The organism is Thauera sp. (assembly GCF_047601425.1).
Classification (GTDB): domain Bacteria; phylum Pseudomonadota; class Gammaproteobacteria; order Burkholderiales; family Rhodocyclaceae; genus Thauera.
This window is the reverse complement of sequence record NZ_JASGJL010000001.1, coordinates 823,490-843,561: the sequence shown is the minus strand read 5'-3', so window position 1 is coordinate 843,561 and position 20,072 is coordinate 823,490. Positions and strand designations below refer to the sequence as shown.

The following is a 20,072-nucleotide window of genomic DNA, read 5'->3' as shown; positions in this document are numbered from 1 at the left end:
GATCGGGGCACGGCTTCGCGTGAGGCGCCATCGCTGCCGGACACCCACGGGTGCCCGGCAGCGAACCTCGACGGCAATCCGCGGTCGACCGCTCATTTCCGAGGAGAAGCAATGATGCCCGTCAGCCACCGTGCCTCCATCCTTGCATCGCTGGCCATCACCGTCACGGCCTTCGTTGCGCCTGCCCCTGCCCTCGCGCAGACAGCTGCCGTACAGGAGCCCTTGCAGGCCCCCATGTTCAACCACCAGCTTCGCCGCCTGCACTCGGAAGAGACGGTTGACCTGGCCCGACGTTTCGACGGGCAGGCGGTGCTGGTCGTGAATACTGCAAGCCACTGCGGCTTCACCGGCCAGTTCGAGGGGCTGGAGGCACTCCACCGGCAGTACAAGGACAGAGGCCTGAAAGTTGCCGGGTTTTCATCCGACGACTTCCAGCAGGAAGCCAAGGACGAAGCCGAGGCGGCCGAAGTCTGCTTCGTGAATTTCGGCGTCAGCTTCGACATGTTCGCGCCCATCCATGTCCGCGGCCCGAACGCCCACCCGCTGTTCCGTGAGATCGCGCGCCAGTCGGAAGAGCCCCGCTGGAATTTCCACAAATACCTCATCGACCGCAACGGCAAGGTCGTGGCAACCTTTCCCAGCCGCGTCGGACCCGACGCGCCCGAGTTGCGCAAGGCGATCGAGAAGGTGCTCTGATCCCCCCGGAATTCCACCACCCTGCAGCTGTTGCCCTGTCAGCCGCCGGAGCAGCCGCAACCGTTGCCGCCGCCGCAGCTTCCGGCACCCGCCACTGCCGGGGCTGCTTCAGTGCCGGCGCCGAGCTGGATGCGAAAGTCGATGACGATGTTGCCCGGTTCCCGGGCGACATAGTCGATCGCCACCTGGCTGCCATATCGCTGCTGGATCTGGTTCAGCAGCGGCAGCGGATCATGATCATTGACGAAGCGCATCGTCTCGCCGTCCTCCAGCGACTCGAGGGCACCAAAGATGGCGGCGTGGCGAAAGCGTTTGGCGACGCCGCGGGCGTCGAAAGGATGGACGGCATTGTCGAACATGGCAGAGATTCCCTCGATTCGTATTCCGGACTTTGGCTTTGCATGCGGCCGGTCACGCAGTGAGGCGAATGCTAAGGGACAGCTTCGGCCGCAAACCTTGAGGCAGAACAAGAAACCGGCCGGCATGCGTCACACTCTGCAACCGCCATGACCGCGTAGAGGCAGACCTGCTAAAGTTCAATCAGACAAACCCGAAGCGGATTACCCCACCCCAGGAGATCCTTCCATGCTCGCCCGAATCACCCGCCGCGCTCCCGCCATCCTGATCCTCAGCGCCAGCCTTGCTCTCGGCGGCTGCGGCTACAACGACTTCCAGCGCCTCGACGAACAGACCAAGTCGGCCTGGGCCGAAGTCCTGAACCAGTACCAGCGCCGCGCCGACCTGGTCCCCAACCTGGTCGAGACGGTCAAGGGCGAAGCCAGTTTCGAGCAGGAAACCCTGAGCCGCGTCATCGAGGCGCGTTCGCGCGCCACCGCCATCCAGGTCACGCCCGAGATGATGAACGACCCGCAGGCGATGGAACGTTTCCAGCAGGCCCAGGGCCAGCTCGGCAGCGCCCTGTCGCGGCTGCTCGCGGTATCGGAAAACTATCCCAACCTGAAAGCCAACCAGGGCTTCCAGGATCTGCGCGTGCAGCTCGAAGGCACCGAGAACCGTGTCACCGTCGCCCGCAACAAGTACATCGACACCGTGCAGCAGTACAACGTGCTGGCTCGCAGCTTCCCGACCAACCTGACGGCGATGATCTTCAGCTACTCGCCCAAGGCCAGCTTCAGCGTCGCCAACGAAGCCGAGATCTCCAGCCCGCCGAAGGTCGATTTCGGCAGCTCCGGCCAGGGCAGCAAGTAAGGGCTGGGTGACGATCATGGCGAGGCCACAATGACCACAGGCGCCCGGCAGGCCGGCCCGGCCACGCACTTCGCTGCGGCGCAGCCTGCCGCATTCGCCTGGCAGCTACTTGCCCGCCTGTTCCTGCTTGCATTGCTGGCCCTGACCTGGCCCGTGGCAGCCCAGGCACAGCAAGCGCAGCCGATACCGCCCCTCACCGCCCGCGTCATCGACCGCAGCGGCACGCTCGACAACGCCCAGCAACAGGCACTGGAGCAGAAGCTCGCCAGCTTCGAGGCCGAGCGCGGCAGCCAGATCGTCGTCCTGCTGGTCCCCACCACCGCACCGGAAGACATCGCCGCCTATGCCTGGCGGGTTGCCGACAACTGGAAGATCGGGCGCCGCGATGTCGGCGACGGCATTCTGCTGGTGGTGGCCAAGAACGATCGCCGCGTGCGGATCGAGGTCGCGCGCGCGCTCGAAGGCGCAGTGCCGGACCTCGCTGCCCATCAGATCATCGATCGCCTGATCACGCCCTCCTTCCGCCAGGGCGATTTCGCCGGCGGCATCGATGCCGGCCTCGACGGCCTGATGGCAAGGATTCGCGGCGAGGACCTGCCCCTCCCTGCCCCGGCCGAACGCGGCAACGATGCCCCCTCGCTGGAAGACCTTGCCGTGATGCTGTTCATCGCCGTGCCGGTGGCAGGCTCGTTCCTGACCAGCATGTTCGGCCGCAAGCTCGGCGCGGTGGCGACCGGCGGCGTGACCGGCTTCGTCGTCAAGCTGCTGACCGGCAGTCTGGCGATAGGCGTGCTCGGCGGCATCGCGGCGCTGGTGTTCGTGATCGTGCTCGGCATCGGCGGTGGCGGTCGAGGCGGCGGCGGTGGCGGTGGCGGCTTTCACCGCGGCGGTGGACCGATCATCTGGGGCGGCGGCGGCCGTAGCCGTGGCGGTCTTGGCGGCGGTTTTGGTGGAGGTTTCGGCTCTGGCGGCGGTGGCAGCTTCGGCGGCGGCGGTGCTTCGGGGAGGTGGTGAATGAACACGCTCACACACCTGTTTCGCCATTTGTGGCTGGATGCCGACGACGCCCATCGTGCCATCGGCAGCGATGGGCTCGCCCGGCTCGAAGCGCGGATCACCGAAAGCGAATCCGCCCATAGCGGCCAGATCTGTCTGTGCATCGAAGCCAGCCTGCCGCTGCGCTACCTGTGGCGCGCGCTCCGGCATGGCGAGCCCATCGGCGAGGTACTGCGCGACCGCGCCCTGACCACCTTCGGCAAGCAGCGGGTCTGGGACACCGAGCAGAACAACGGTGTATTGATTTACCTGTCGCTGGCCGAGCACCACCTCGAGATCCTCGCCGACCGCGGCCTCGCGCGCCTGGTGCCGAACGAGGAGTGGCAGGCCGTCGTCAAGGAAAGCAGCAGGAGCCTGCATGCCGGCCATCTGGAAGAAGGACTCGCGCTCGCGCTGGACGGCGTTCACGCCAGACTCGCACGCCACTACCCGGCATCGGACGAGGAGTCCGCCGCCAGGGAAAACACCCTGCCTGACCGGCCGATCCTGCGCTGACCTGGCCGCACTGAACACTTACTTACATACCTGAGCGTCTTCGTTTTGCACTGTGTTGCTGCGGTGCAACATTAATCACGATTTTGCATTTCCGGCCCCTGAATTGCGACGCACTGCAGAATGGCCTGTGCTATTGTCCTCACCGAGGCGGGGGAAGCTGGGCAGCAGCATGGCCCAGATTCAGATTGCTCCGGGAGGGCGACGAGACGCCTCGCGAAAATTTCAGACTACATATCGCGAGTGGAGAAAACATATGGCCAGCAAGCAAGATCAATTCAACGAACTCCAGAAGAAGAATCTCGAGGCTGCGATGCGCCTTGCTCAGCTCTCCATCGAGAACTCGCAGCGCATCATGGAAATCCAGGTCACCACCGCCAAGACCCTGTTCGAGGAAGGCGTGGAAAATGCCAAGGCCCAGTCCTCGGCCAAGGACCCGAAGTCGCTGATGGACCTGCGCACCCAGTACGCTCAGAACACCACCGAGAAGATGCTGGCCTGCGCGCGCGAAATCGCCGAGATCACCGCCAACACCCAGGCCGCCTTCGGCAAGCTGGTCGGCGAGCAACTCACCAGCGGCAGCCAGGACATGTTCGAAGCCATGCAGAAGATGTTCAAGGGCATGCCGATCTCCGATCAGAACGCCCTGGGCGCCATGCAGACCGCCATGGACACCACCCGCGCCGCTTTCGAGCAGATGACGCGTGCCTCGACCGAAGCCTTCCAGGCTTTCACTCAGCAGCCGAAGGGCCGCAAGTAATACCGTTTCCCAGGCGCACGCCTGCGACAACGAAAACGGCGCCGATGAGGCGCCGTTTCTCGTTTACCAATCTCCGACCCGCCCTCAGCTTCGGGGATCAGCCTTGTTTCCCGGTCTCGGTCCAGCGCGCTGCCGCTGAGTCATCGCTGTCGCGCGCCTCGACCCAGCGGGCACCCGCCGGCGTTTGTTCACGCTTCCAGAACGGTGCGCGGGTCTTCAGATAGTCCATGATGAATTCGCAGGCGGCGAAGGCATCGCCGCGGTGAGCACTGGCGACGCCAACGAAAACGATGCGATCGCCCGGTTCCAGCCGGCCGGTCCGGTGGATGACACGCACGCCCAGCAGCACCCAGCGCTGCGCTGCCTGCTCGACGATCTCTCCCAGCGCCTTCTCGGTCATGCCCGGATAGTGCTCCAGCGTCATCGCCGACACCCCGCTGCCGTCATTGGCGTCGCGCACCAGGCCAACGAAATTCGCCATCGCGCCGACATCCTTGCGCCCAGCACTCAAGGCCTCGATTTCGGCGCCCGGATCGAAATCCGCTTCCTGCACGCTGATGTGGGTATGCACGGCTCAGCCTCCGGTCACCGGCGGAAAGAAAGCGACTTCATCGCCCGCCGCCACCGCTTCGCCCGCACTCACCATGCGCTGATTGACTGCCGCACGCACGTTGCGCCCTTCGGCCAGCGCCTGCCAGCCATCGCCGCGCGCGGCCAGATGGGCGCGCAGATCACCCACGGTCGCCACGCCTGCGGGCAATTCGAGTTCTTCGTCGGCGCGGCCCACGGCTTCGCGAAGGCTGGCGAAATACAGCACTTTCATCGTCTTCATCCTCAATGCAGCAATTCGGCATAGGGCAGGAAGCGGACGGCTGCTCCTCTGGCCACGACCGCACCGGCCGGAATATCCACCAGGCCGTTGGCCCACACCGTCGAGTTCAGCGCCGACGAATCCTGGTTGCGGAACAGCTCCACTCCGCCTTGCGCATTCATGCGCGCGCGCAGGAACTCGCGCCGCCGGTCGGGCTTCGGCCAGTCGAAGTCGGCACGCAGCAGCAGCGACGGCGGCAGGATCTCGCTGGCACCCTGGCTGGCCAGCAGGAAGGGACGGACCATCATCAGGAAGGTCACGAAACCCGACACCGGATTGCCCGGCAGGCCGATGAAGGCCGCGCCATGCACCCGGCCGAAAGCCAGCGGCTTGCCCGGCTTCATCGCGATCTTCCACAGGTCGAGGCTGCCTTCGGCCTCGACCGCCGGCTTGACGTGATCCTCCTCGCCCACCGACACGCCGCCGCTGCTCAGGATCAGGTCGTGGCCTTCGGCAGCCCGCCGCAGCGCTTCGCGGGTGGCGGCGAGGCTGTCCGGGATGATGCCGAAATCCTCGACCTCGCAGCCCAGGCCGGCAAGCAGGTTGCGCAGCATGAAGCGGTTGGAATTGTAGATCGCGCCCGGCGGCAGAGGCTCGCCCGGCATCACCAGTTCGCTGCCGGTGGAGAACACCGCGACTTTCAGGCGCCGATATACCGGCAGTTGCGCCACGCCGACCGAAGCCGCCAGCGCCAGCGCCTGGGGCGTCAGGCGCAAGCCGGCCGGCAGCACTTCGGCACCTGCGGTGACGTCATGGCCCCGGCGGCGGACGAATTCGCCGACGGCCGGAACGGTGTTGATGACGACGTGTTCGCCGTCGTGTTCACACAACTCCTGCATCACCACCGCATCGGCGCCTTCGGGCAGGGGCGCGCCGGTGAAGATGCGCGCAGCCGTCCCAGGCTGCAGCGCATGGCCGACGCTGCCCGCCGGAATGCGCTGGCTGACCGGCAGGCGGGTGCCCGTTGCAGGCACCTCGGCAGCGCGCACTGCGTAGCCATCCATTGCGGAGTTGTCCATCGGCGGCTGGTCGATGGTCGAATGCAGCGTCGCCGCCAGCACCCGGCCGCAGGCGATCATGGTGTTGACCGTTTCGACCTCGCGTACCGGGCGGACGAAGCCAAGCAGTTTTTCCTGGGCTTCTTCGAAGGAGAGCATGTTGCCGTTCATTGCAGGTCCAGATGATCCAGGATGAAGCCGGCAACCACAGCCGGCTCGTTGAGCGGAAGCAGCGGCAGCGGACAGTCGACGCCGATTGCTGCGGCCGGCACGTCGCTGGCCACCGCCACCACGTGCGGGTTCTCCGGCCACAGCGGCGGCTTGCCGTGCGCCGGGCGATGGATTTCCAGCTTGGGCACCGCCGCGGCCTTGTAGCCCTCGATCAGCACCAGGTCGCAGGGCGCCAGCAGGCGGAGCTGCTCGTCCAGCGTCGGCTCGGGCGCGCCGCGCAGTTCGTGCATCAGCACCCAGCGATCGTTGGACAGCATCAGCACCTGGGTCGCGCCGGCTTCGCGGTGGCGCCACGAATCCTTGCCCGGTTTGTCAAGATCGAAGCCGTGATGGGCATGCTTGATCACCGACACGCGCAAGCCGCGCGCGGTGAATTCCGGGATCAAGCGTTCGACCAGCGTGGTCTTTCCCGAGCCGGACCAGCCGGCAAAGCCGAATACTTTCATCGAGGACAAAAAGCCCGCCTGACGGGTTTGGCAAAGGGGAAGGATACCAAACAAAGGCCCTCCCCTTGCCCTGCCCGACCGTTTGCCGCGTGGCACATCGGAAAGACGAAGCCGGCAACGGCGGCGGGCTCAATCCCCCGCTTTCGGCGGCGGCAGCGTGTGCAGGAAGGCCACCGCCTCGTCCTCGACGCGGGTACGGCGCATCGGCGGCAGGCTGCGCCAGACGACCTTGCCGTAGGACTTCTCGATCATGCGCGGATCGCACACGCACAGCACGCCGCGGTCGCGCTCGCTGCGGATCAGGCGGCCGGCGCCCTGCTTCATGTTGATGACGGTGCGCGGCAACTGGTGGTGGATGAAAGGGCTGAGGCCCTGCTTCTGCATGTGCTCGACGCGCGCGGCCAGCACCGGATCGTCCGGCGAAGCGAAAGGCAGCTTGTCGATGACCACCAGCGACAACGCATCGCCCGGCACGTCGACGCCTTCCCAGAAGCTCTGGCTGGCGACCAGCACCGCGTTGCCGAGGCGGCGGAAGCGCTCCAGCAGCTCGGTGCGCGAACCTTCGCCCTGCAGCAGCACCGGCAGGTTATCGCCGCTCTGCTGCAGGCCATCGACGATCAGTTCATGGATGCGCCGCATCGCCCGCAGCGAGGTGCACAGCACGAAGGCGCGGCCCTGCGCGGCACAGATCAGCGGCAGCGCGACACGGGCGACGCGCTCGGTATAGTCGGGCGAATTCGGATCGGGCATCCCGGCCGGCGCGTACAGCAGCGCCTGCTCGCCGTAGTCGAAGGGGCTGCCCCACACCGACGTCATCGGCGGCGGGTCCATCCAGGCCAGGCCGAGTTCGCGGCAGTAGTGGCCGAAATCCGCCTTGCCGACCGCCAGCGTCGCCGAGGTGAAGATCCATGCGCGCGGATGGCCTTCGAGCTGGCGCTTGAACACGTCCGACACATGCAGCGGCGTGCCGTTGAGCGCCAGCGACTGGCTGAAGACCTCGACCCAGCGGATCAGCTCCTTGTCTTCCGGGTTCCGCCAGCGCGCGAGGCGCTCCATCATCTCCTCGCTGCGGCGCAGGCAGTTGGCCAGACCTTCGGAACGTTCGGCCTGGGTCTCGAGCACGGCATGGAATTCGCCGAGGGCCTTTTCCAGCGCCTCGACCTGGGCGTCGAAGCCCTCGCGCTCGGCGGCCTGGGTCGCGGACAGGCGCGCGCTGTCGTTGCCGAACACCAGCCGCAGGTCGCGCGCAGCCTTTTCCAGGTTGCGGCTCTGGTCGATCATCGCCACGCAGTCGCGCGCCGCGGCCACCGTCTCGGAGCGGGTGTCGCGCGCCAGCTCCAGCACCTGGGCGGTGGATACGCTCTCGCCGAAGAACAGGCTGGCGGTCTCGGGCAACTGGTGGGCCTCGTCGAAGATCACCGCATTGCAGGCCGGCAGCAGTTCGCCCATGCCTTCGTCGCGCAGCATCACGTCGGCGAAGAACAGGTGATGGTTGACGACGACGACGTCCGCTTCCATCGCGTTGCGCCGCGCCTGCATGACGAAGCACTCTTCCTTGTTCGGACAGTCCTGGCCCAGGCAGTTGTCGCGGGTCGAAGTCGCCGCCAGCCAGGCCATCGAATCCTCGCGCACGTCGGTGCATTCTGCCTTGTCGCCGCTCTGCGTGATCTGGGCGAAGCGCGCGATGGCGCGCAGGTCGGCGGCGTCCTGCGGGGTCAGGAAGCGGCCGTCGCGCGCATTGCGGTCCAGGTGATAGTGGCAGACGTAGTTCGCCCTGCCCTTCAGCAGCGCGATCGACACCGGCACTTTCAGCGCCGCGCGCACGGTGGGTAGGTCGCGGTTGAAAAGCTGGTCCTGCAGCGTCTTGGTGCCGGTGGAGACGATGACCTTGCCGCCCGCCAGCAGCGCCGGCGCGAGATAGGCGAAAGTCTTGCCGGTGCCGGTGCCGGCTTCCGCCACCAGCACCCGATGGGCGCGGATCGCCTCGGCGATCTGCTGTGCCATCTCGATCTGCTGCGGGCGGGCGCGGAAACCGGGAATCGCGGCCGCGAGCGGCCCCGATTCGGCAAACACCGCGGCGATGTCGGTCATGAGTGTCGCGAGGGAAAAAGAGGCAATTGTATGGCAGGACCGCCGTCCGGTCGCGCACAACATGCTGTACATCCAGACAGCACACACATCACCGCGCTCGAGCCGATGCCTCCCGGGCGCCATCACATTTCCTTCATATCCGCTCTGTACGATCCAGCCGTCTGGAAATGTGACAGAAACGTGCTTGCAACAATGACTCGGGAGACGGCATGCAGTGGCTTGGCGACCACCGCGGATGGAATGCAGTGGTGGAATCGGCCTGGCTGCCCGCGCTGGCCTGGCTGCTGGCGCTGAGCCTGGTCGCCTGGCTCGCGGCCGGCGCATTCTGGGCCTGGCAGGGCACGCCACCGGTGATCGCCCTGCCCCGGCACGATACCGATCCACGCGAGGTGGCGGCGAAGATCGCACGCCATGCCGGCAGCGGCGCCTCCACACCGGCACCTGCCGCGCCGCAAGCCGCCGCGCCGTCATTCACGCTGGTCGGCCTGGCGACGGGCTTCGGCAACGAGCGCGGCTTCGCCCTGTTCGAAATGGCCGACGGTCAGCGTCACACGGTTCTTGCCGGCGAAAACATGGCGGATGGCTGGACGCTGATCGGCATCCGCCCGGATCGCGTCATGCTCGAACGTGATGGCCGGGCTGTCGAACTCCCCCTCGCCAAAGCGCCCGGCCCGGATACGCCAGGCCCTGCCCCATCCAGGCCATGAACTCCGGATACCTACAAGACTTGAGCCCTTCTTCCCCAATCACGATGCCTGCCTGTCCCCCGACGCTTCTTCCGCCGCAGCCGACCTCAGCGCGCAAAGCACAGACCAATGTTTCCACCGCACCGCACACCACCAGCGGCTCGGCAATCGGGCGCTGGCTGCGGACCTGCTGTCTGTGCGCGCTGTCGCTGCACGCCGCCGCGGTCTGGCCGCAGGCCGGCGGCGAACCGGTCTCGCTCAATTTCCAGAACGCCGACATCGACGACGTGATCCATGCGATCGGACGCCTGACCGGGCACAACTTCCTGATCGATCCGCGCGTCAAGGGCAAGCTCAACATCGTCACCAACACCCCGGTCGCGCGCGAACTCAGCTACCCCATCCTGCTGTCGGCGCTGCGTCTGCAAGGCTTCACCGCCGTGGAAGGCGAAGGCGTGATCAAGATCGTGCCCGAGGCCGATGCCAAGCAGCACGCCGCGCCGGTGTCCGCCGCCCGCCGCGGCGGCCAGGACGCCCGCGGCGACCGCCTGGTGACCCAGGTCTTCCCGCTCAAGTTCGAGTCCGCGACGCAGATGGTCGGCGTGGTACGGCCGCTGGTGTCGCCCAACAATACCGTCACCGCCTTCGCCTCGAACAACACGCTGGTGGTCACCGACTACGCATCGAACATCGAGCAGATCGCCGCGGTGATCTCCTCCATCGACGTCAGCCAGAGCGACGTCGCGGTGTTCGAGCTGCAGCACGCCGCAGCGATCGATCTCGCCCCCATCCTGACCCGGCTGCTGGGCGAACAGGCTGGCGGCGGCCAGCAGGGAGGGCCGGACGCACCGCGCATCATGGCCGAGCCGCGCAGCAATGCGCTGCTGGTGCGGGTGGACAACCCCAGCCGCCTCAGCTCGATCCGCCAGCTGATCGCCTCGCTCGACCGCCCCGGCGCCGGCGCCAACATCCACGTCGTCTATCTGCGCAACGCCGACGCCCGCCAGGTCGCGGCGACGCTGAACGCCGCGCTCGCCGGCGAGGCGCGCACCGGCTCCGGCACGGACAGCCCGACCGGCATCACACCGCTGACGCGCACCACATCCACCGAAGCGGATGGCGGCCTCGCCACCGGCGCAGGCCTGGCAACGGCCGCCAGCCAGCGCAACACCCCGCTCCAGGGCGAAAGCTCCGGCGCGGTACAGGCCGATCCGATCAACAACGCGCTGATCATCAATGCGCCGGATGCAATCTACCGCAACCTGCGCCAGGTCATCGACCAGCTCGACCGCCGCCGCGCCCAGGTCTATATCGAAGCGCTGATCGCCGAAATCTCGACCGAACGCGCCGCCGAGTTCGGCCTGCAATGGATCGGCGCCGGCTCGTCCGGCAGCGGCAGCAACGCCGTCGGCGTCATCGGCGGTACCGCTTTCAACAACGGCGGCAACAACCTGCTGCAGCTGATCGGCAGCACCGCCAAGGGCGGCACGCCCAGCCTGCCCGGCAACGGCCTCAACATCGCCATCGGCGGCGGCCGGGTCAACATTCCCGGCATCGGCGAAGTGTTCAGCCTGGGCGTGCTGGCGCGCTTCCTCGAGAACGAGGTCAGCGCCAACATCCTGTCCACGCCGAACATCGTCACGCTGGACAACGAGGAAGCCAAGATCGTCGTCGGCCGCAACCTGCCCTTCGTCACCGGCCAATACACCAACACCGGCGGCGGCACGACGCCGGCCAACCCCTTCCAGACCATCGAGCGCCGCGACGTCGGCCTCACGCTGCAGGTGCGGCCGCAGATTTCAGAAGGCGGCTCGATCCGGCTGCAGATCTACCAGGAAGCCTCGGCCCTGCTCGGCAGCGCCGAAGCCGCCAACGGCCCGGTCACCACCAAGCGCTCGATCGAATCGATGGTGCTGGTCGATGACGGTTCGATCATCGCCCTCGGCGGCCTGGTCGAGGACAGCTATTCCGGCGGCGAGGAAAAAGTGCCGGTGCTCGGCGACCTGCCGGTCGCCGGCAGCCTGTTCCGCTACAGCACGCGCAAGCGCAGCAAGACCAACCTGGTGGTGTTCCTGCGCCCGGTGATCCTGCGCGACCGCGACAGCCATGCCGCGCTGAGCCAGTCGCGCTACGAATACGTGATCGGCCAGCAGCGCGCGAGCGCTTCGGCTGACGGTCTGATGCGCGGCGAGCCGGCGCCGCCCGAACTGCCGCCGATCGTCGAGGCGCGGATCACTCCGGTGGCCGAACTGCTGATCCGCCCGGTGCCGACCGGCAGCGCCGGCACGGACGAACGACGATGAGCAGCCCCGCCCCGCTGCCCTACGGCTTCGCCCGCAGCCACGGCATCCTGGTCCGCGCCCTGCACGCCGACCATGCCGAAGTCGCGCTGCGCGAGGATGCCGGCCTCGGCGCGCTGGCCGAAGCGCGGCGCGTGCTGGCGCTGCCGCTGAAGTTCCACACCCTCGCCCGCGCCCAGTTCGATGCCCAGCTTGCCGAGGCCTACGGCAACGGCGAGCGCAACGCCGCCGACGTGGTCGCCGACGTCGGCCAGGAAGTCGATCTCGAGCAATTGATGACCGAGATGCCGGCGGTCGAGGATCTGCTCGACAGCCAGGACGACGCCCCGATCATCCGCATGATCAACGCGCTGCTGGCGCAGGCGGTGCGCGACCGCGCCTCGGACGTGCACATCGAACCCTACGAGCAGGCTTCGGTGGTGCGGCTGCGCCGCGACGGCGTGCTGCAGGACATCGCCCACCCGCACCGCGGCCTGCATGCGGCGATGGCCTCGCGCATCAAGATCATGGCCAATCTCGACATCGCCGAAAAGCGCCTGCCGCAGGACGGCCGCATCGGCCTGCGCCTGGCCGGCAGGCAGATCGACGTGCGGGTATCGACGCTGCCGACCACCCACGGCGAACGCCTGGTGCTGCGCCTGCTGGACAAGTCCGCCGGCCAGCTCGGCCTCGACGCCCTCGGCATGGATGGCGACACCGAAGCCGCCTTCCAGGACCTGCTCGCCCAGCCGCACGGCATCCTGCTGGTCACCGGCCCCACCGGCTCGGGCAAGAGCACCACGCTGTACGCCGCGCTGCGCACGCTCGACGCCAGCCGCCTGAACATCGTCACCGTCGAGGATCCGGTCGAATTCGACCTGCCCGGAGTCGGCCAGATCCAGGTCAACCCGCGCATCGAACTCGATTTCGCCCGCGCGCTGCGCGCCATCCTGCGCCAGGACCCGGACGTGATCATGATCGGCGAGATCCGTGACCTGGAAACCGCGCGCATCGCGGTGCAGGCCAGCCTCACCGGCCACCTGGTGCTGGCGACGCTGCACACCAACGACGCCCCGTCGGCAGTGACGCGCCTGATCGACATGGGCGTCGAGCCTTTCCTGCTCGCCTCCACGCTGCGCGGCGTGCTGGCCCAGCGCCTGGTGCGCAAGCTGTGTCCGGCGTGCAGGACACCGGACACGCTGGCTGCTGCTGCCGCCGAGGGCCTCGGCGACGCGCTGGCGCACTGGCGCGCGCAAGGCTGCAGCCAATGCGGCAACGGCGGCTACCGCGGCCGCATCGGCATCTACGAACTGATGCGGGTCGACGGTCGAACTCGAGGCGCTGATCCACGACGGCCGCCAGGAAGCCGAACTGCGCCGCGCCGCCCGCGCTGCCGGCGCGCGCTCGCTGGTGGACGACGGCATGCGCCACGTGCGCACCGGCACCACCTCGCTCGACGAACTGCAGCGCGTGATGCGCGACTGAGAGGGGCTCAGGCATGGCCGCATTCCAGTACCGCGCCCTCGACGGCTCGGGCCGCGAGCAGCGCGGCGTGATCGAGGCCGAGAGCCCGCGCGCCGCCCGTGCCGCGCTGCGCGAACGCGGCCTCGCGCCGCTGCAAGCCGATCCGGTCGGCAGCGGCACGAGCAGCAGCGCCAGGGGCGCCCGCCTGCCGGCCGCCGGACTGACGCTGCTGTCGCGCCAGTGGGCCACGCTGCTGGCTTCCGGGCTCACCGCCGAACATGCGCTGGCGGCGCTGATCGAGCAGGCCGAACAGGAATCGGCACGGCGGATCCTGGCCGGCGTGCGCAGCGAGATCGTCGCCGGCCACAGCCTCAGCGCCGCGCTCGAACGCTTCCCCAAGGCCTTTCCGCCGTTGTACCGCGCCTCGGTCGCCGCCGGCGAGCGCTCCGGCGAGCTGCCGCGGGTGATGATGCAGCTTGCCGACCATCTCGAACAAAGCGAGGCGCTGCGGCGCAAGACGCTGCAGGCGCTGATCTACCCGGTGCTGGTCGCCATCGTCGCGCTGGCGATCGTCGTCGCGCTGATGGTCTGGGTGGTGCCGCAGGTGGTCGGCGTGTTCGAGCAGAGCCGCCAGAGCCTGCCGCCGCTGACGCGGATCATGATCGCGCTGTCCGCCTTCATCCAGCACTACGGCGCGCTGCTCGCCGCCGCCGTGGGCGCGCTTGGCCTGACCTTCGCCGCCGCGCTGCGCAAGCCGGCCTTCCGCCTGCGCGTCGACCGCCTGCTGCTGCGCCTGCCGCTGATAGGCCGCCACCTGCGTACGCTCGACGCCGCCCGCTTCGCCAGCACCCTGTCCATCCTCGTCGGCAGCGGCGTGCCACTGCTGGCCGCGCTCGAAGCCGGCGGCCGCGTGGTGCAGCGCATCCCGCTGCGCCAGGCGATCGCCAGTGCCGCCGGCAGGGTGCGCGAAGGCGTCGGCCTGTCGCGCGCGCTGGCCGCGACCCGCGCCTTCCCGCCGCTGCTGCTGCACATGATCGCCAACGGTGAAGCCACCGGCCAGATCGCGCCGCTGCTCGACAAGGCCGCCCGCCTGCAGCAGCAGGAACTCGAAGCCCGCACCGCGACGCTGACCAGCCTGATCGAACCCGCCCTGCTGCTGCTGATGGGCGCGGTCGTGCTGCTGATCGTGCTCGCGGTGATGCAGCCGATCATCGAAATCAACACCTTGATGAGGTAAGCATGTCCATCGCCACCCCAAGTCCTGCCGCCATTTCAATCCCGCGCCGCCCGTCCGCCCTGCCTTTCCGCCGCGAGCACTTACCACGCGGCTTCACGCTGATCGAAGTCATGATCGTGATCGTCATCCTCGGCGTGCTCGCCGCGCTGGTGGTGCCGCGGGTCATGAGCCGGCCGGACGAAGCGCGCGTCGTCGCCGCCCGCCAGGACATCGCCTCGCTGATGCAGGCGCTGAAGCTCTACAAGCTCGACAACCGCCGCTACCCGAGCACCGAACAAGGGCTGAACGCGCTGGTCCTGCGGCCGACCATCGCGCCGTTGCCGGACAACTGGAAACCCTATGTCGAACGCCTGCCGGCCGACCCCTGGGGCAACCCCTACCAGTACCTCAACCCCGGCATCAACGGCGAAGTCGACGTCATGAGCCTGGGCGCGGACGGCCGCAGCGGCGGCGAAGGCTTCGATGCCGACATCGGCTCCTGGCAACCCTGAGCACGCCGGCCCCGAACCATGTCCAGGCAGCAGCACGGCTTCACGCTGGTCGAACTGATGGTGACGCTGCTGGTGCTCGGCATCGCGGCCAGCGGCGTCGGCCTGATGGTCGACAGCGTGCGCGCGCACGATCCGCAGGCGGCCGTCGAGCACCTGCGCCGCGCGCTGGAAACCGCCGCCGCGCGCGCCGAAATCCGCGGCCATCGGCTGGCGCTCGAATTCGATGCCGACGGCTACCGCTTCGCCGAGCTCGACCGCCACGGCGAATGGCGCGCGCTGGAGACCGATACGCTGCTGGCACCGAGACGATTGCCCGAAGGCCTCGACTGGGCAGGCCTGTACATCGACGGCAAGCGCGCCCTCGCCTCGCCACTGCACCACCGCATCGTCTTCGGCAGCCGGCCGCCAAGCTACCGCCTTCAACTGCGTCACGGCAACACGCTGCACACGCTCGACGGCGACATCACCGGCCGCGTGCGGCACGGCACCGCACGGCCGCCGGCATGAACGCGATGAGACATCCCGCCGCCGGCTTCACATTGCTCGAAACCCTGGTCGCGCTCGCCATCGTCGCCCTCGCGCTGACCGCTGCGACACGCGCGATGGGCGGCACCGTCGCGGCTGCCGGCAGCCTGCGCGAGCACACGCTGGCGGCCTGGGTGGCGGAAAACCGCCTCGCCGAACTGCGCGCCGGCCAGGCCTGGCCGGCCGTCGGCCAGCGCCGCGGGGACAGCATGATGGGAAGACAGCGCTACCGCTGGACCGAAACGGTCAGCGGCACGCCGAATCCGCTGTTCCGCCGCGTGAAAGTCGAGGTTCACGCTGCCGACGGCACCCCGCTGGCAAACATGGCCGGCTTCGCCGTGAGGCCGCCGCGATGAAGACCGCGACCGCCGCACAACGCGGCCTGACCCTGATCGAAGTGATGGTCGCCCTGGCCGTGTTCGCGGTGCTGGGCGTGCTGACCTGGAAAGCCACCAGCCAGCTTGCCGATGCGCGCCAGCATCTCGGTGCCGAGTTCGAACGCTGGAACGCAATTTCCAACGCTGCCCATCGCATCGGCAACGAATTGCAGCAGATCGTGCCGGCCCCCGGCGCTCTGCGGCTGGACGCCGATGGCGCGGCGGGCAGCCCTTCGGGCGTCGCTGCCATGCTGCATTTCACCCCCCTCGCCGGACAGGACGGTTTGCCAACTCGCGCCGGCCTTGCACTCGCGGATCGCAGGCTCGAATGGTGGCTATGGGACGGCAATGCTTCCGGCTCCACGCCCGAGCGGCTGACGCTGCTGGGCGACGTCGATGCCGTGCACTGGCGCTTCCTGCACGAGGGCCGCTGGCACGAAAGCTGGCCGCTGCGGGACGATCCCGCCGCGCCGCCGCTTCCCGCCGCGGTCACACTGGAGCTGGACCTGCCCGATGCCGGCACCCTGGTGCGGACCTATGCGCTGCGCTGAGCGACTGCGCAAACGCCAGCGCGGCGCCGCCATCATCCTCGCCCTGCTGGCAACCAGCCTGGCAGCGATGCTGGCGGCGGCTGCGCTCGCCGATTTCGGCCACGCCTACGACATCCACGCCGGCCGCCACGAGCAGGCCCAGTCGCGCCAGCTCGCCCTCGGCGCGGTGGACTGGGCGCGCAGCGTGCTGGCGCAGGACGGACGCAACAGCAGCAGCGACCACCCGGGCGAAGCCTGGGCGATCCGGATTCCGCCGACGCCGATCGACGGCGACCCCGCCGCAGGCATCATCGGCGGCCACATCAGCGAGCTGTCGGGACGCTTCGATCTCAATGCGCTGCACCCCTCGCGGCGCCTGCACGGGGCCGCACGGACACATTGCGAACGGCTGTTCATCTTCGTCCTCGGCGATGCGGGCAGCGCTGCGCGGCTGGTGCAGGCGATCGACACCTATCTGCGCACACCAACAGCCGCCACACCGGCCGGTAAAACGGCAGTCAGATACGGCCCGCTACTGACTGCCGTCGATGAGCTTCTGCGCCTGCCGGGTTTCGATGCCGAAATCGTCACCGCGCTGGCGCCCCATCTCGCCGCATTTCCCGCCGGCGCGCCGATCAACGCCAACACCGCCACGCCGGAAGTGCTCGCCGCGGTCGTCGAAGGGCTTCCGCTCGACCAGGCCCGCCTGCTCGCCGCCAAGCGCGAACGCATCTGGTACCGCAATCCCGGCGATTTCCGCGCCCGCCTCGGCGAAGGCGCGGTGCCGCCCGGAGGCGAAGTGCTCGACGTACGCAGCCGCTACTTCCGCGTCGACATCCACGCCGCCTACGGCGAGGCCGTGACCCGCCTGCATGCGCTGCTCGACCGCGAACGGAACTGGCCGACTCTTCTCTGGTACCGCTACGAATGAAGTCCCGCCTCACCCTGCTGATCCCCGAACACTGGCCGCGCATACCCGAATGCGAGTGGCGCCTGCACACGCGCGACGGCAGCAGCCAGCACGGCCGCAGCGCCCCCAGGCACTGGCCGGCGGCGGACGAACACGTCGCCATCCTCGACGGCGCCCAGACCCGGCTGCTGAGCGTCACCGTGCCGCCGGGCAAGCGCAAGGACCGCCCGGCGCTGATCGCCTATGCGCTCGAAGCCCGGCTGGCGCGCGACGTTGACCACGAGCACGTCACCGTCATCGCCGAATCCTCGGGCAGCGGCGCCGCGACCAGTGAAAGTCCAGGCGATGCGACGCATGGCAGCATCAATCCGGCTGCACGGCGACTCGAGCTGCTGGTGATCGATGCCGCCCGCCTGCGCCAGATCTGCGCCCAGTTCGACGCCCTCGAGCGGCCCTTGCAACGCGCGGTGAGCATCTTCGACTGCCTCGCGGCCAGCGCCGAATGCTGGCAACTGGCAAGCGGCGACGGCCGCGGCATGGCGTTGCGCACTGGCGGCGGCGACACGATCGCCATCGATCTGCCGCCTCCCGGCCTTGACTCCGCTGACGAGGATGGAGAGCCTGAAAGCGGCGAGGATGAAAAGAACGGCAGCAGCGACGGCGGGCGGACGGCGGCGATCGCCGATTTGCTGGCCCTCGCCCTTGCCGACCCGGGCAGCCGCATGCCGCAGCGTATCGAGCTCGCTTTCGTGCCGCCGCTGCCGCCGGCCTGTTGCGACACCCTTGCCCGACGCACCGGCGTCGGCATGCAGCCCATCGATTTCGCTACGGTATGGGCACGCAGCGCACGGGCGCATACGCTGCTGCACGGCGGCTTCGCGCCCAAGGCCGGTCCTGGCGCCGGCTTGTGGACCCGGCTGCGCTGGCCTGCCCTCACCGCCGCTGGCGCCTTGGCACTGGCCGGCATCGCCACGATTGCCAGCCTGTTCGCCGACCGGACCGAGCTCGCCCGGCTGGAGCAACGCCAGGCACGGGTGTTTGCCGGCGCCCTGCCCGGCATGCCCGCCGTCGCGCCGGAACGCCAGCTTCAGCGCGCACTGCGCGATGCGCGCCGCATCCGGGGAGAACTGGCCGAAGACGACATGCTGTCGATGCTCGGCGCCGTCGTCGAGACCACCGGCAGCCTGCCCACCGTCTTCAGCTACCGCGAACAGCGCCTGAGCGCCGAGCTGCCGGCGGCGCCGAATCCAGCCTCGCCCGCCGCCGCCCTCACCCGGCGCGGCTTCCATGTGCAGGCGGAAGCCGGCGGCCGGCTGCTGCTGTCTCCAGCACGCTGATTCCGCCCCACATCAACGGCCTCCATTCGCACCTCGATTTCCGCCACGAAAGCCTGCCCTCAACCGGATTCTGCCCACGCCGCCATGAAGATGCTGACGAACTCCGCTGTCGCCGAACGCTGCCGCACGCTCGCGCAGCGCCTGTCTCTCCGTGAACGGCGTGCGCTGCGCGCCGCATTCGCCGTCGTCCTGACCGCCGCCTTGCTGCTCGGTGCCGAAGGCCTGCTTGCCGAGCGCGCACGCCTGGACCGCCAGCTTCCGCTGCTCACCGCAGGCCTCGCCCGCATGGAAGGCGATGCGGCCGAACTCGCCCGCCTGCGCCAGGCGCCGCGCACGCTCGCGGCTGCCGATGCCGCAGTGCTGAACGCCAGCGCCGCCTCGCATGGCCTGGAAGTCGACATCGAAGCCAGCGGCGACCAGGCTTTCCATATCGCTGGCCACGGCCCTCTCCCCCGGCTGCTGCCCTGGCTGGGAGAAATCCACGCCGAGTACGGCCTGCGGGTCGCGGAAATGCAGTTCGACGGTGCAGCGGGCAGCCGCTACACCGCCGTGCTCGATCGCGACGGCAGCACGCACTGATGCGGGCCCTGGCGATTTCCCCGACCATCCGTGCGCTGTGCCTGGCGGGGATGGTGCTGGGCTTCGCCATCGCCTGCGCACCGGCTTCGCTGCTGGACCGCGGCCTGGAGCGCGTGAGCGAAGGCCGCATCCGGCTGGGCTCCAGCGAGGGCACGCTGTGGCGCGGCAGCGGGCTGCTGGTCGAGCGCGAGGCTGGCAATTTCCACCCCTGGGCCGACATCGCCTGGCGCGTTGACTTCGGCGAGTCATGGCGGGGGCTGCTCGTGCTGGCGCTCGCGATCGACGGCCAGCCCCCCGCCAGGCTGTCCGTCTCGATACGAGGCTTCGGCCTCGAACTCCCCGGTACCGGCCTGCCGCTGGCTCCACTGATGCGGACCCTGCCTCATCCTGCCGCCCGCCTCGGCTGGAGCGGCAGGCTTCGCGCCGACGGCAGCCTGGAACATTGCAGCTGGGCGCTCGCCTGCGACGGTCGGCTGCGGTTCTCGGTGGACGCCTTGTCGCTCGAGGTACTGCCGGATGCGCGTCTGGGAAGCTACACACTCGACGCCGATGCCGGCGCCGGCGCCCTGAGGATCGGACTCGCCGGCAACGAACACAACCGTCTGACGGCCAGCGGCAGGGTCGAAGTGACAGGCAATCGGCGGAGCAAGGGCGAAGTCACCCTAGGAGGCGAACGCGAGCTGGTACGCCAGATCGGTGCGATGACCGCCGATCTCGCCCGCCCTGCAGCGGACGGCACCCTGAGCTTCACCTGGTGACGGCAGACGTGTCAGTCCAGGCCCGCGCGGCAGCCGCAACACGCACCGG

General features: G+C 68.6%; 23 protein-coding genes. 17 read left to right on the top strand and 6 right to left on the bottom strand.

The window, feature by feature from the left end; all coding sequences use genetic code 11:
• Nucleotides 1–111: 111 nt before the first annotated feature.
• The gene (locus tag QM748_RS04100; RefSeq protein ID WP_415245778.1) at nucleotides 112–696 is read left to right on the top strand and encodes a glutathione peroxidase; all 585 of its coding nucleotides are present in this window, start codon (nucleotides 112–114) and stop codon (nucleotides 694–696) included.
• Between the two features lie 38 nt (nucleotides 697–734).
• Here the strand turns inward: QM748_RS04100 and QM748_RS04095 are convergent, their stop codons facing one another.
• Nucleotides 735–1,055, bottom strand: coding sequence for a DUF2249 domain-containing protein (locus QM748_RS04095; protein WP_415245777.1), 321 nt, complete (start codon nucleotides 1,053–1,055; stop codon nucleotides 735–737).
• 226 nt (nucleotides 1,056–1,281) lie between these two features.
• Here QM748_RS04095 and QM748_RS04090 point away from each other — a divergent pair, with 226 nt between their 5' ends.
• From QM748_RS04090 to QM748_RS04075, 4 genes are all read left to right on the top strand, one after another.
• A complete protein-coding gene (locus QM748_RS04090; RefSeq protein WP_415245776.1) occupies nucleotides 1,282–1,905 on the top strand; it encodes a LemA family protein in 624 nt (207 codons plus the stop codon).
• 30 nt (nucleotides 1,906–1,935) lie between these two features.
• A complete protein-coding gene (locus QM748_RS04085) occupies nucleotides 1,936–2,919 on the top strand; it encodes a TPM domain-containing protein (RefSeq protein WP_415245775.1) in 984 nt (327 codons plus the stop codon).
• Nucleotides 2,920–3,456, top strand: a complete 537-nt coding sequence (locus tag QM748_RS04080) for a TPM domain-containing protein (protein ID WP_415245774.1) — start codon at nucleotides 2,920–2,922, stop codon at nucleotides 3,454–3,456.
• A 253-nt stretch (nucleotides 3,457–3,709) separates the two neighbouring features.
• On the top strand, nucleotides 3,710–4,213 hold the full coding sequence (locus QM748_RS04075; RefSeq protein WP_415245773.1) for a phasin family protein: 504 nt from the start codon (nucleotides 3,710–3,712) through the stop codon (nucleotides 4,211–4,213).
• A gap of 97 nt (nucleotides 4,214–4,310) precedes the next feature.
• Here the strand turns inward: QM748_RS04075 and moaE are convergent, their stop codons facing one another.
• The 5 genes from moaE to QM748_RS04050 all read right to left on the bottom strand — a co-directional run bounded on the left by moaE (nucleotide 4,311) and on the right by QM748_RS04050 (nucleotide 8,850).
• Complete coding sequence (moaE, locus tag QM748_RS04070; RefSeq protein WP_415245772.1) at nucleotides 4,311–4,784, bottom strand: molybdopterin synthase catalytic subunit MoaE; 474 nt, start codon at nucleotides 4,782–4,784, stop codon at nucleotides 4,311–4,313.
• A 3-nt stretch (nucleotides 4,785–4,787) separates the two neighbouring features.
• Nucleotides 4,788–5,036, bottom strand: a complete 249-nt coding sequence (moaD, locus tag QM748_RS04065) for a molybdopterin converting factor subunit 1 (protein ID WP_415245771.1) — start codon at nucleotides 5,034–5,036, stop codon at nucleotides 4,788–4,790.
• Between the two features lie 11 nt (nucleotides 5,037–5,047).
• Nucleotides 5,048–6,253, bottom strand: coding sequence for a gephyrin-like molybdotransferase Glp (gene glp, locus QM748_RS04060; protein WP_415245770.1), 1,206 nt, complete (start codon nucleotides 6,251–6,253; stop codon nucleotides 5,048–5,050).
• Nucleotides 6,250–6,759: a molybdopterin-guanine dinucleotide biosynthesis protein B gene (mobB, locus tag QM748_RS04055; protein WP_415245769.1), complete on the bottom strand. Its 510-nt coding sequence runs from the start codon at nucleotides 6,757–6,759 to the stop codon at nucleotides 6,250–6,252. The genes glp and mobB overlap by 4 nt, the downstream gene beginning before the upstream one ends.
• A gap of 129 nt (nucleotides 6,760–6,888) precedes the next feature.
• Nucleotides 6,889–8,850 (bottom strand): ATP-dependent DNA helicase, encoded by a 1,962-nt coding sequence (locus QM748_RS04050; RefSeq protein WP_415245768.1) that lies wholly within the window; start codon nucleotides 8,848–8,850, stop codon nucleotides 6,889–6,891.
• Nucleotides 8,851–9,059: 209 nt separating this feature from the next.
• Between QM748_RS04050 and QM748_RS04045 the strand changes: the two genes are divergently transcribed.
• The 12 genes from QM748_RS04045 to gspN all read left to right on the top strand — a co-directional run bounded on the left by QM748_RS04045 (nucleotide 9,060) and on the right by gspN (nucleotide 20,023).
• Nucleotides 9,060–9,557 carry a type II secretion system protein N gene (locus QM748_RS04045; RefSeq protein ID WP_415245767.1) on the top strand — a complete coding sequence of 166 codons (498 nt, stop codon included), beginning with the start codon at nucleotides 9,060–9,062 and terminating at the stop codon, nucleotides 9,555–9,557.
• Between the two features lie 44 nt (nucleotides 9,558–9,601).
• Nucleotides 9,602–11,839, top strand: coding sequence for a type II secretion system secretin GspD (gene gspD / locus QM748_RS04040; RefSeq protein WP_415245766.1), 2,238 nt, complete (start codon nucleotides 9,602–9,604; stop codon nucleotides 11,837–11,839).
• Entirely contained in the window at nucleotides 11,836–13,371 is a 1,536-nt protein-coding gene (gene gspE, locus QM748_RS04035; protein ID WP_415245765.1) for a type II secretion system ATPase GspE, read from the top strand. The genes gspD and gspE overlap by 4 nt, the downstream gene beginning before the upstream one ends.
• The gene (gene gspF, locus QM748_RS04030) at nucleotides 13,314–14,516 is read left to right on the top strand and encodes a type II secretion system inner membrane protein GspF (RefSeq protein ID WP_415245764.1); all 1,203 of its coding nucleotides are present in this window, start codon (nucleotides 13,314–13,316) and stop codon (nucleotides 14,514–14,516) included. The genes gspE and gspF overlap by 58 nt, the downstream gene beginning before the upstream one ends.
• A gap of 2 nt (nucleotides 14,517–14,518) precedes the next feature.
• Nucleotides 14,519–15,007: a type II secretion system major pseudopilin GspG gene (gene gspG, locus QM748_RS04025; protein ID WP_415245763.1), complete on the top strand. Its 489-nt coding sequence runs from the start codon at nucleotides 14,519–14,521 to the stop codon at nucleotides 15,005–15,007.
• 18 nt (nucleotides 15,008–15,025) lie between these two features.
• Nucleotides 15,026–15,514 carry a Tfp pilus assembly protein FimT/FimU gene (locus tag QM748_RS04020; RefSeq protein ID WP_415245762.1) on the top strand — a complete coding sequence of 163 codons (489 nt, stop codon included), beginning with the start codon at nucleotides 15,026–15,028 and terminating at the stop codon, nucleotides 15,512–15,514.
• Entirely contained in the window at nucleotides 15,511–15,888 is a 378-nt protein-coding gene (gspI, locus tag QM748_RS04015; RefSeq protein ID WP_415245761.1) for a type II secretion system minor pseudopilin GspI, read from the top strand. Before QM748_RS04020 ends, gspI begins: the two co-directional genes overlap by 4 nt.
• On the top strand, nucleotides 15,885–16,460 hold the full coding sequence (locus QM748_RS04010) for a type II secretion system protein GspJ (RefSeq protein ID WP_415245760.1): 576 nt from the start codon (nucleotides 15,885–15,887) through the stop codon (nucleotides 16,458–16,460). The genes gspI and QM748_RS04010 overlap by 4 nt, the downstream gene beginning before the upstream one ends.
• The gene (gene gspK / locus QM748_RS04005) at nucleotides 16,447–17,370 is read left to right on the top strand and encodes a type II secretion system minor pseudopilin GspK (protein WP_415245759.1); all 924 of its coding nucleotides are present in this window, start codon (nucleotides 16,447–16,449) and stop codon (nucleotides 17,368–17,370) included. Before QM748_RS04010 ends, gspK begins: the two co-directional genes overlap by 14 nt.
• Complete coding sequence (gspL, locus tag QM748_RS04000) at nucleotides 17,367–18,686, top strand: type II secretion system protein GspL (protein ID WP_415245758.1); 1,320 nt, start codon at nucleotides 17,367–17,369, stop codon at nucleotides 18,684–18,686. Before gspK ends, gspL begins: the two co-directional genes overlap by 4 nt.
• Nucleotides 18,687–18,770: 84 nt before the next feature.
• Nucleotides 18,771–19,265 carry a type II secretion system protein GspM gene (gspM, locus tag QM748_RS03995; RefSeq protein ID WP_415245757.1) on the top strand — a complete coding sequence of 165 codons (495 nt, stop codon included), beginning with the start codon at nucleotides 18,771–18,773 and terminating at the stop codon, nucleotides 19,263–19,265.
• Entirely contained in the window at nucleotides 19,265–20,023 is a 759-nt protein-coding gene (gspN, locus tag QM748_RS03990; protein ID WP_415245756.1) for a type II secretion system protein N, read from the top strand. The genes gspM and gspN overlap by 1 nt, the downstream gene beginning before the upstream one ends.
• Nucleotides 20,024–20,072 lie beyond the last annotated feature (49 nt).

Coding starts and splice junctions, on each gene's coding strand:
- QM748_RS04085 (WP_415245775.1), top strand. CDS start 1,936: ATGACCACAGGCGCCCGGCAGGCCGGCCCGGCCACGCACTTCGCTGCG.
- QM748_RS04075 (WP_415245773.1), top strand. CDS start 3,710: ATGGCCAGCAAGCAAGATCAATTCAACGAACTCCAGAAGAAGAATCTC.
- QM748_RS04020 (WP_415245762.1), top strand. CDS start 15,026: ATGTCCAGGCAGCAGCACGGCTTCACGCTGGTCGAACTGATGGTGACG.
- gspI (WP_415245761.1), top strand. CDS start 15,511: ATGAACGCGATGAGACATCCCGCCGCCGGCTTCACATTGCTCGAAACC.
- gspN (WP_415245756.1), top strand. CDS start 19,265: ATGCGGGCCCTGGCGATTTCCCCGACCATCCGTGCGCTGTGCCTGGCG.
- QM748_RS04045 (WP_415245767.1), top strand. CDS start 9,060: ATGCAGTGGCTTGGCGACCACCGCGGATGGAATGCAGTGGTGGAATCG.
- QM748_RS04100 (WP_415245778.1), top strand. CDS start 112: ATGATGCCCGTCAGCCACCGTGCCTCCATCCTTGCATCGCTGGCCATC.
- gspF (WP_415245764.1), top strand. CDS start 13,314: ATGGCCGCATTCCAGTACCGCGCCCTCGACGGCTCGGGCCGCGAGCAG.
- gspK (WP_415245759.1), top strand. CDS start 16,447: ATGCGCTGCGCTGAGCGACTGCGCAAACGCCAGCGCGGCGCCGCCATC.
- QM748_RS04090 (WP_415245776.1), top strand. CDS start 1,282: ATGCTCGCCCGAATCACCCGCCGCGCTCCCGCCATCCTGATCCTCAGC.
- moaD (WP_415245771.1), bottom strand. CDS start 5,036: ATGAAAGTGCTGTATTTCGCCAGCCTTCGCGAAGCCGTGGGCCGCGCC.
- gspL (WP_415245758.1), top strand. CDS start 17,367: ATGAAGTCCCGCCTCACCCTGCTGATCCCCGAACACTGGCCGCGCATA.
- gspD (WP_415245766.1), top strand. CDS start 9,602: ATGCCTGCCTGTCCCCCGACGCTTCTTCCGCCGCAGCCGACCTCAGCG.
- gspM (WP_415245757.1), top strand. CDS start 18,771: ATGAAGATGCTGACGAACTCCGCTGTCGCCGAACGCTGCCGCACGCTC.
- mobB (WP_415245769.1), bottom strand. CDS start 6,759: ATGAAAGTATTCGGCTTTGCCGGCTGGTCCGGCTCGGGAAAGACCACG.
- QM748_RS04080 (WP_415245774.1), top strand. CDS start 2,920: ATGAACACGCTCACACACCTGTTTCGCCATTTGTGGCTGGATGCCGAC.
- gspE (WP_415245765.1), top strand. CDS start 11,836: ATGAGCAGCCCCGCCCCGCTGCCCTACGGCTTCGCCCGCAGCCACGGC.
- QM748_RS04010 (WP_415245760.1), top strand. CDS start 15,885: ATGAAGACCGCGACCGCCGCACAACGCGGCCTGACCCTGATCGAAGTG.
- gspG (WP_415245763.1), top strand. CDS start 14,519: ATGTCCATCGCCACCCCAAGTCCTGCCGCCATTTCAATCCCGCGCCGC.
- glp (WP_415245770.1), bottom strand. CDS start 6,253: ATGAACGGCAACATGCTCTCCTTCGAAGAAGCCCAGGAAAAACTGCTT.
- QM748_RS04050 (WP_415245768.1), bottom strand. CDS start 8,850: ATGACCGACATCGCCGCGGTGTTTGCCGAATCGGGGCCGCTCGCGGCC.
- QM748_RS04095 (WP_415245777.1), bottom strand. CDS start 1,055: ATGTTCGACAATGCCGTCCATCCTTTCGACGCCCGCGGCGTCGCCAAA.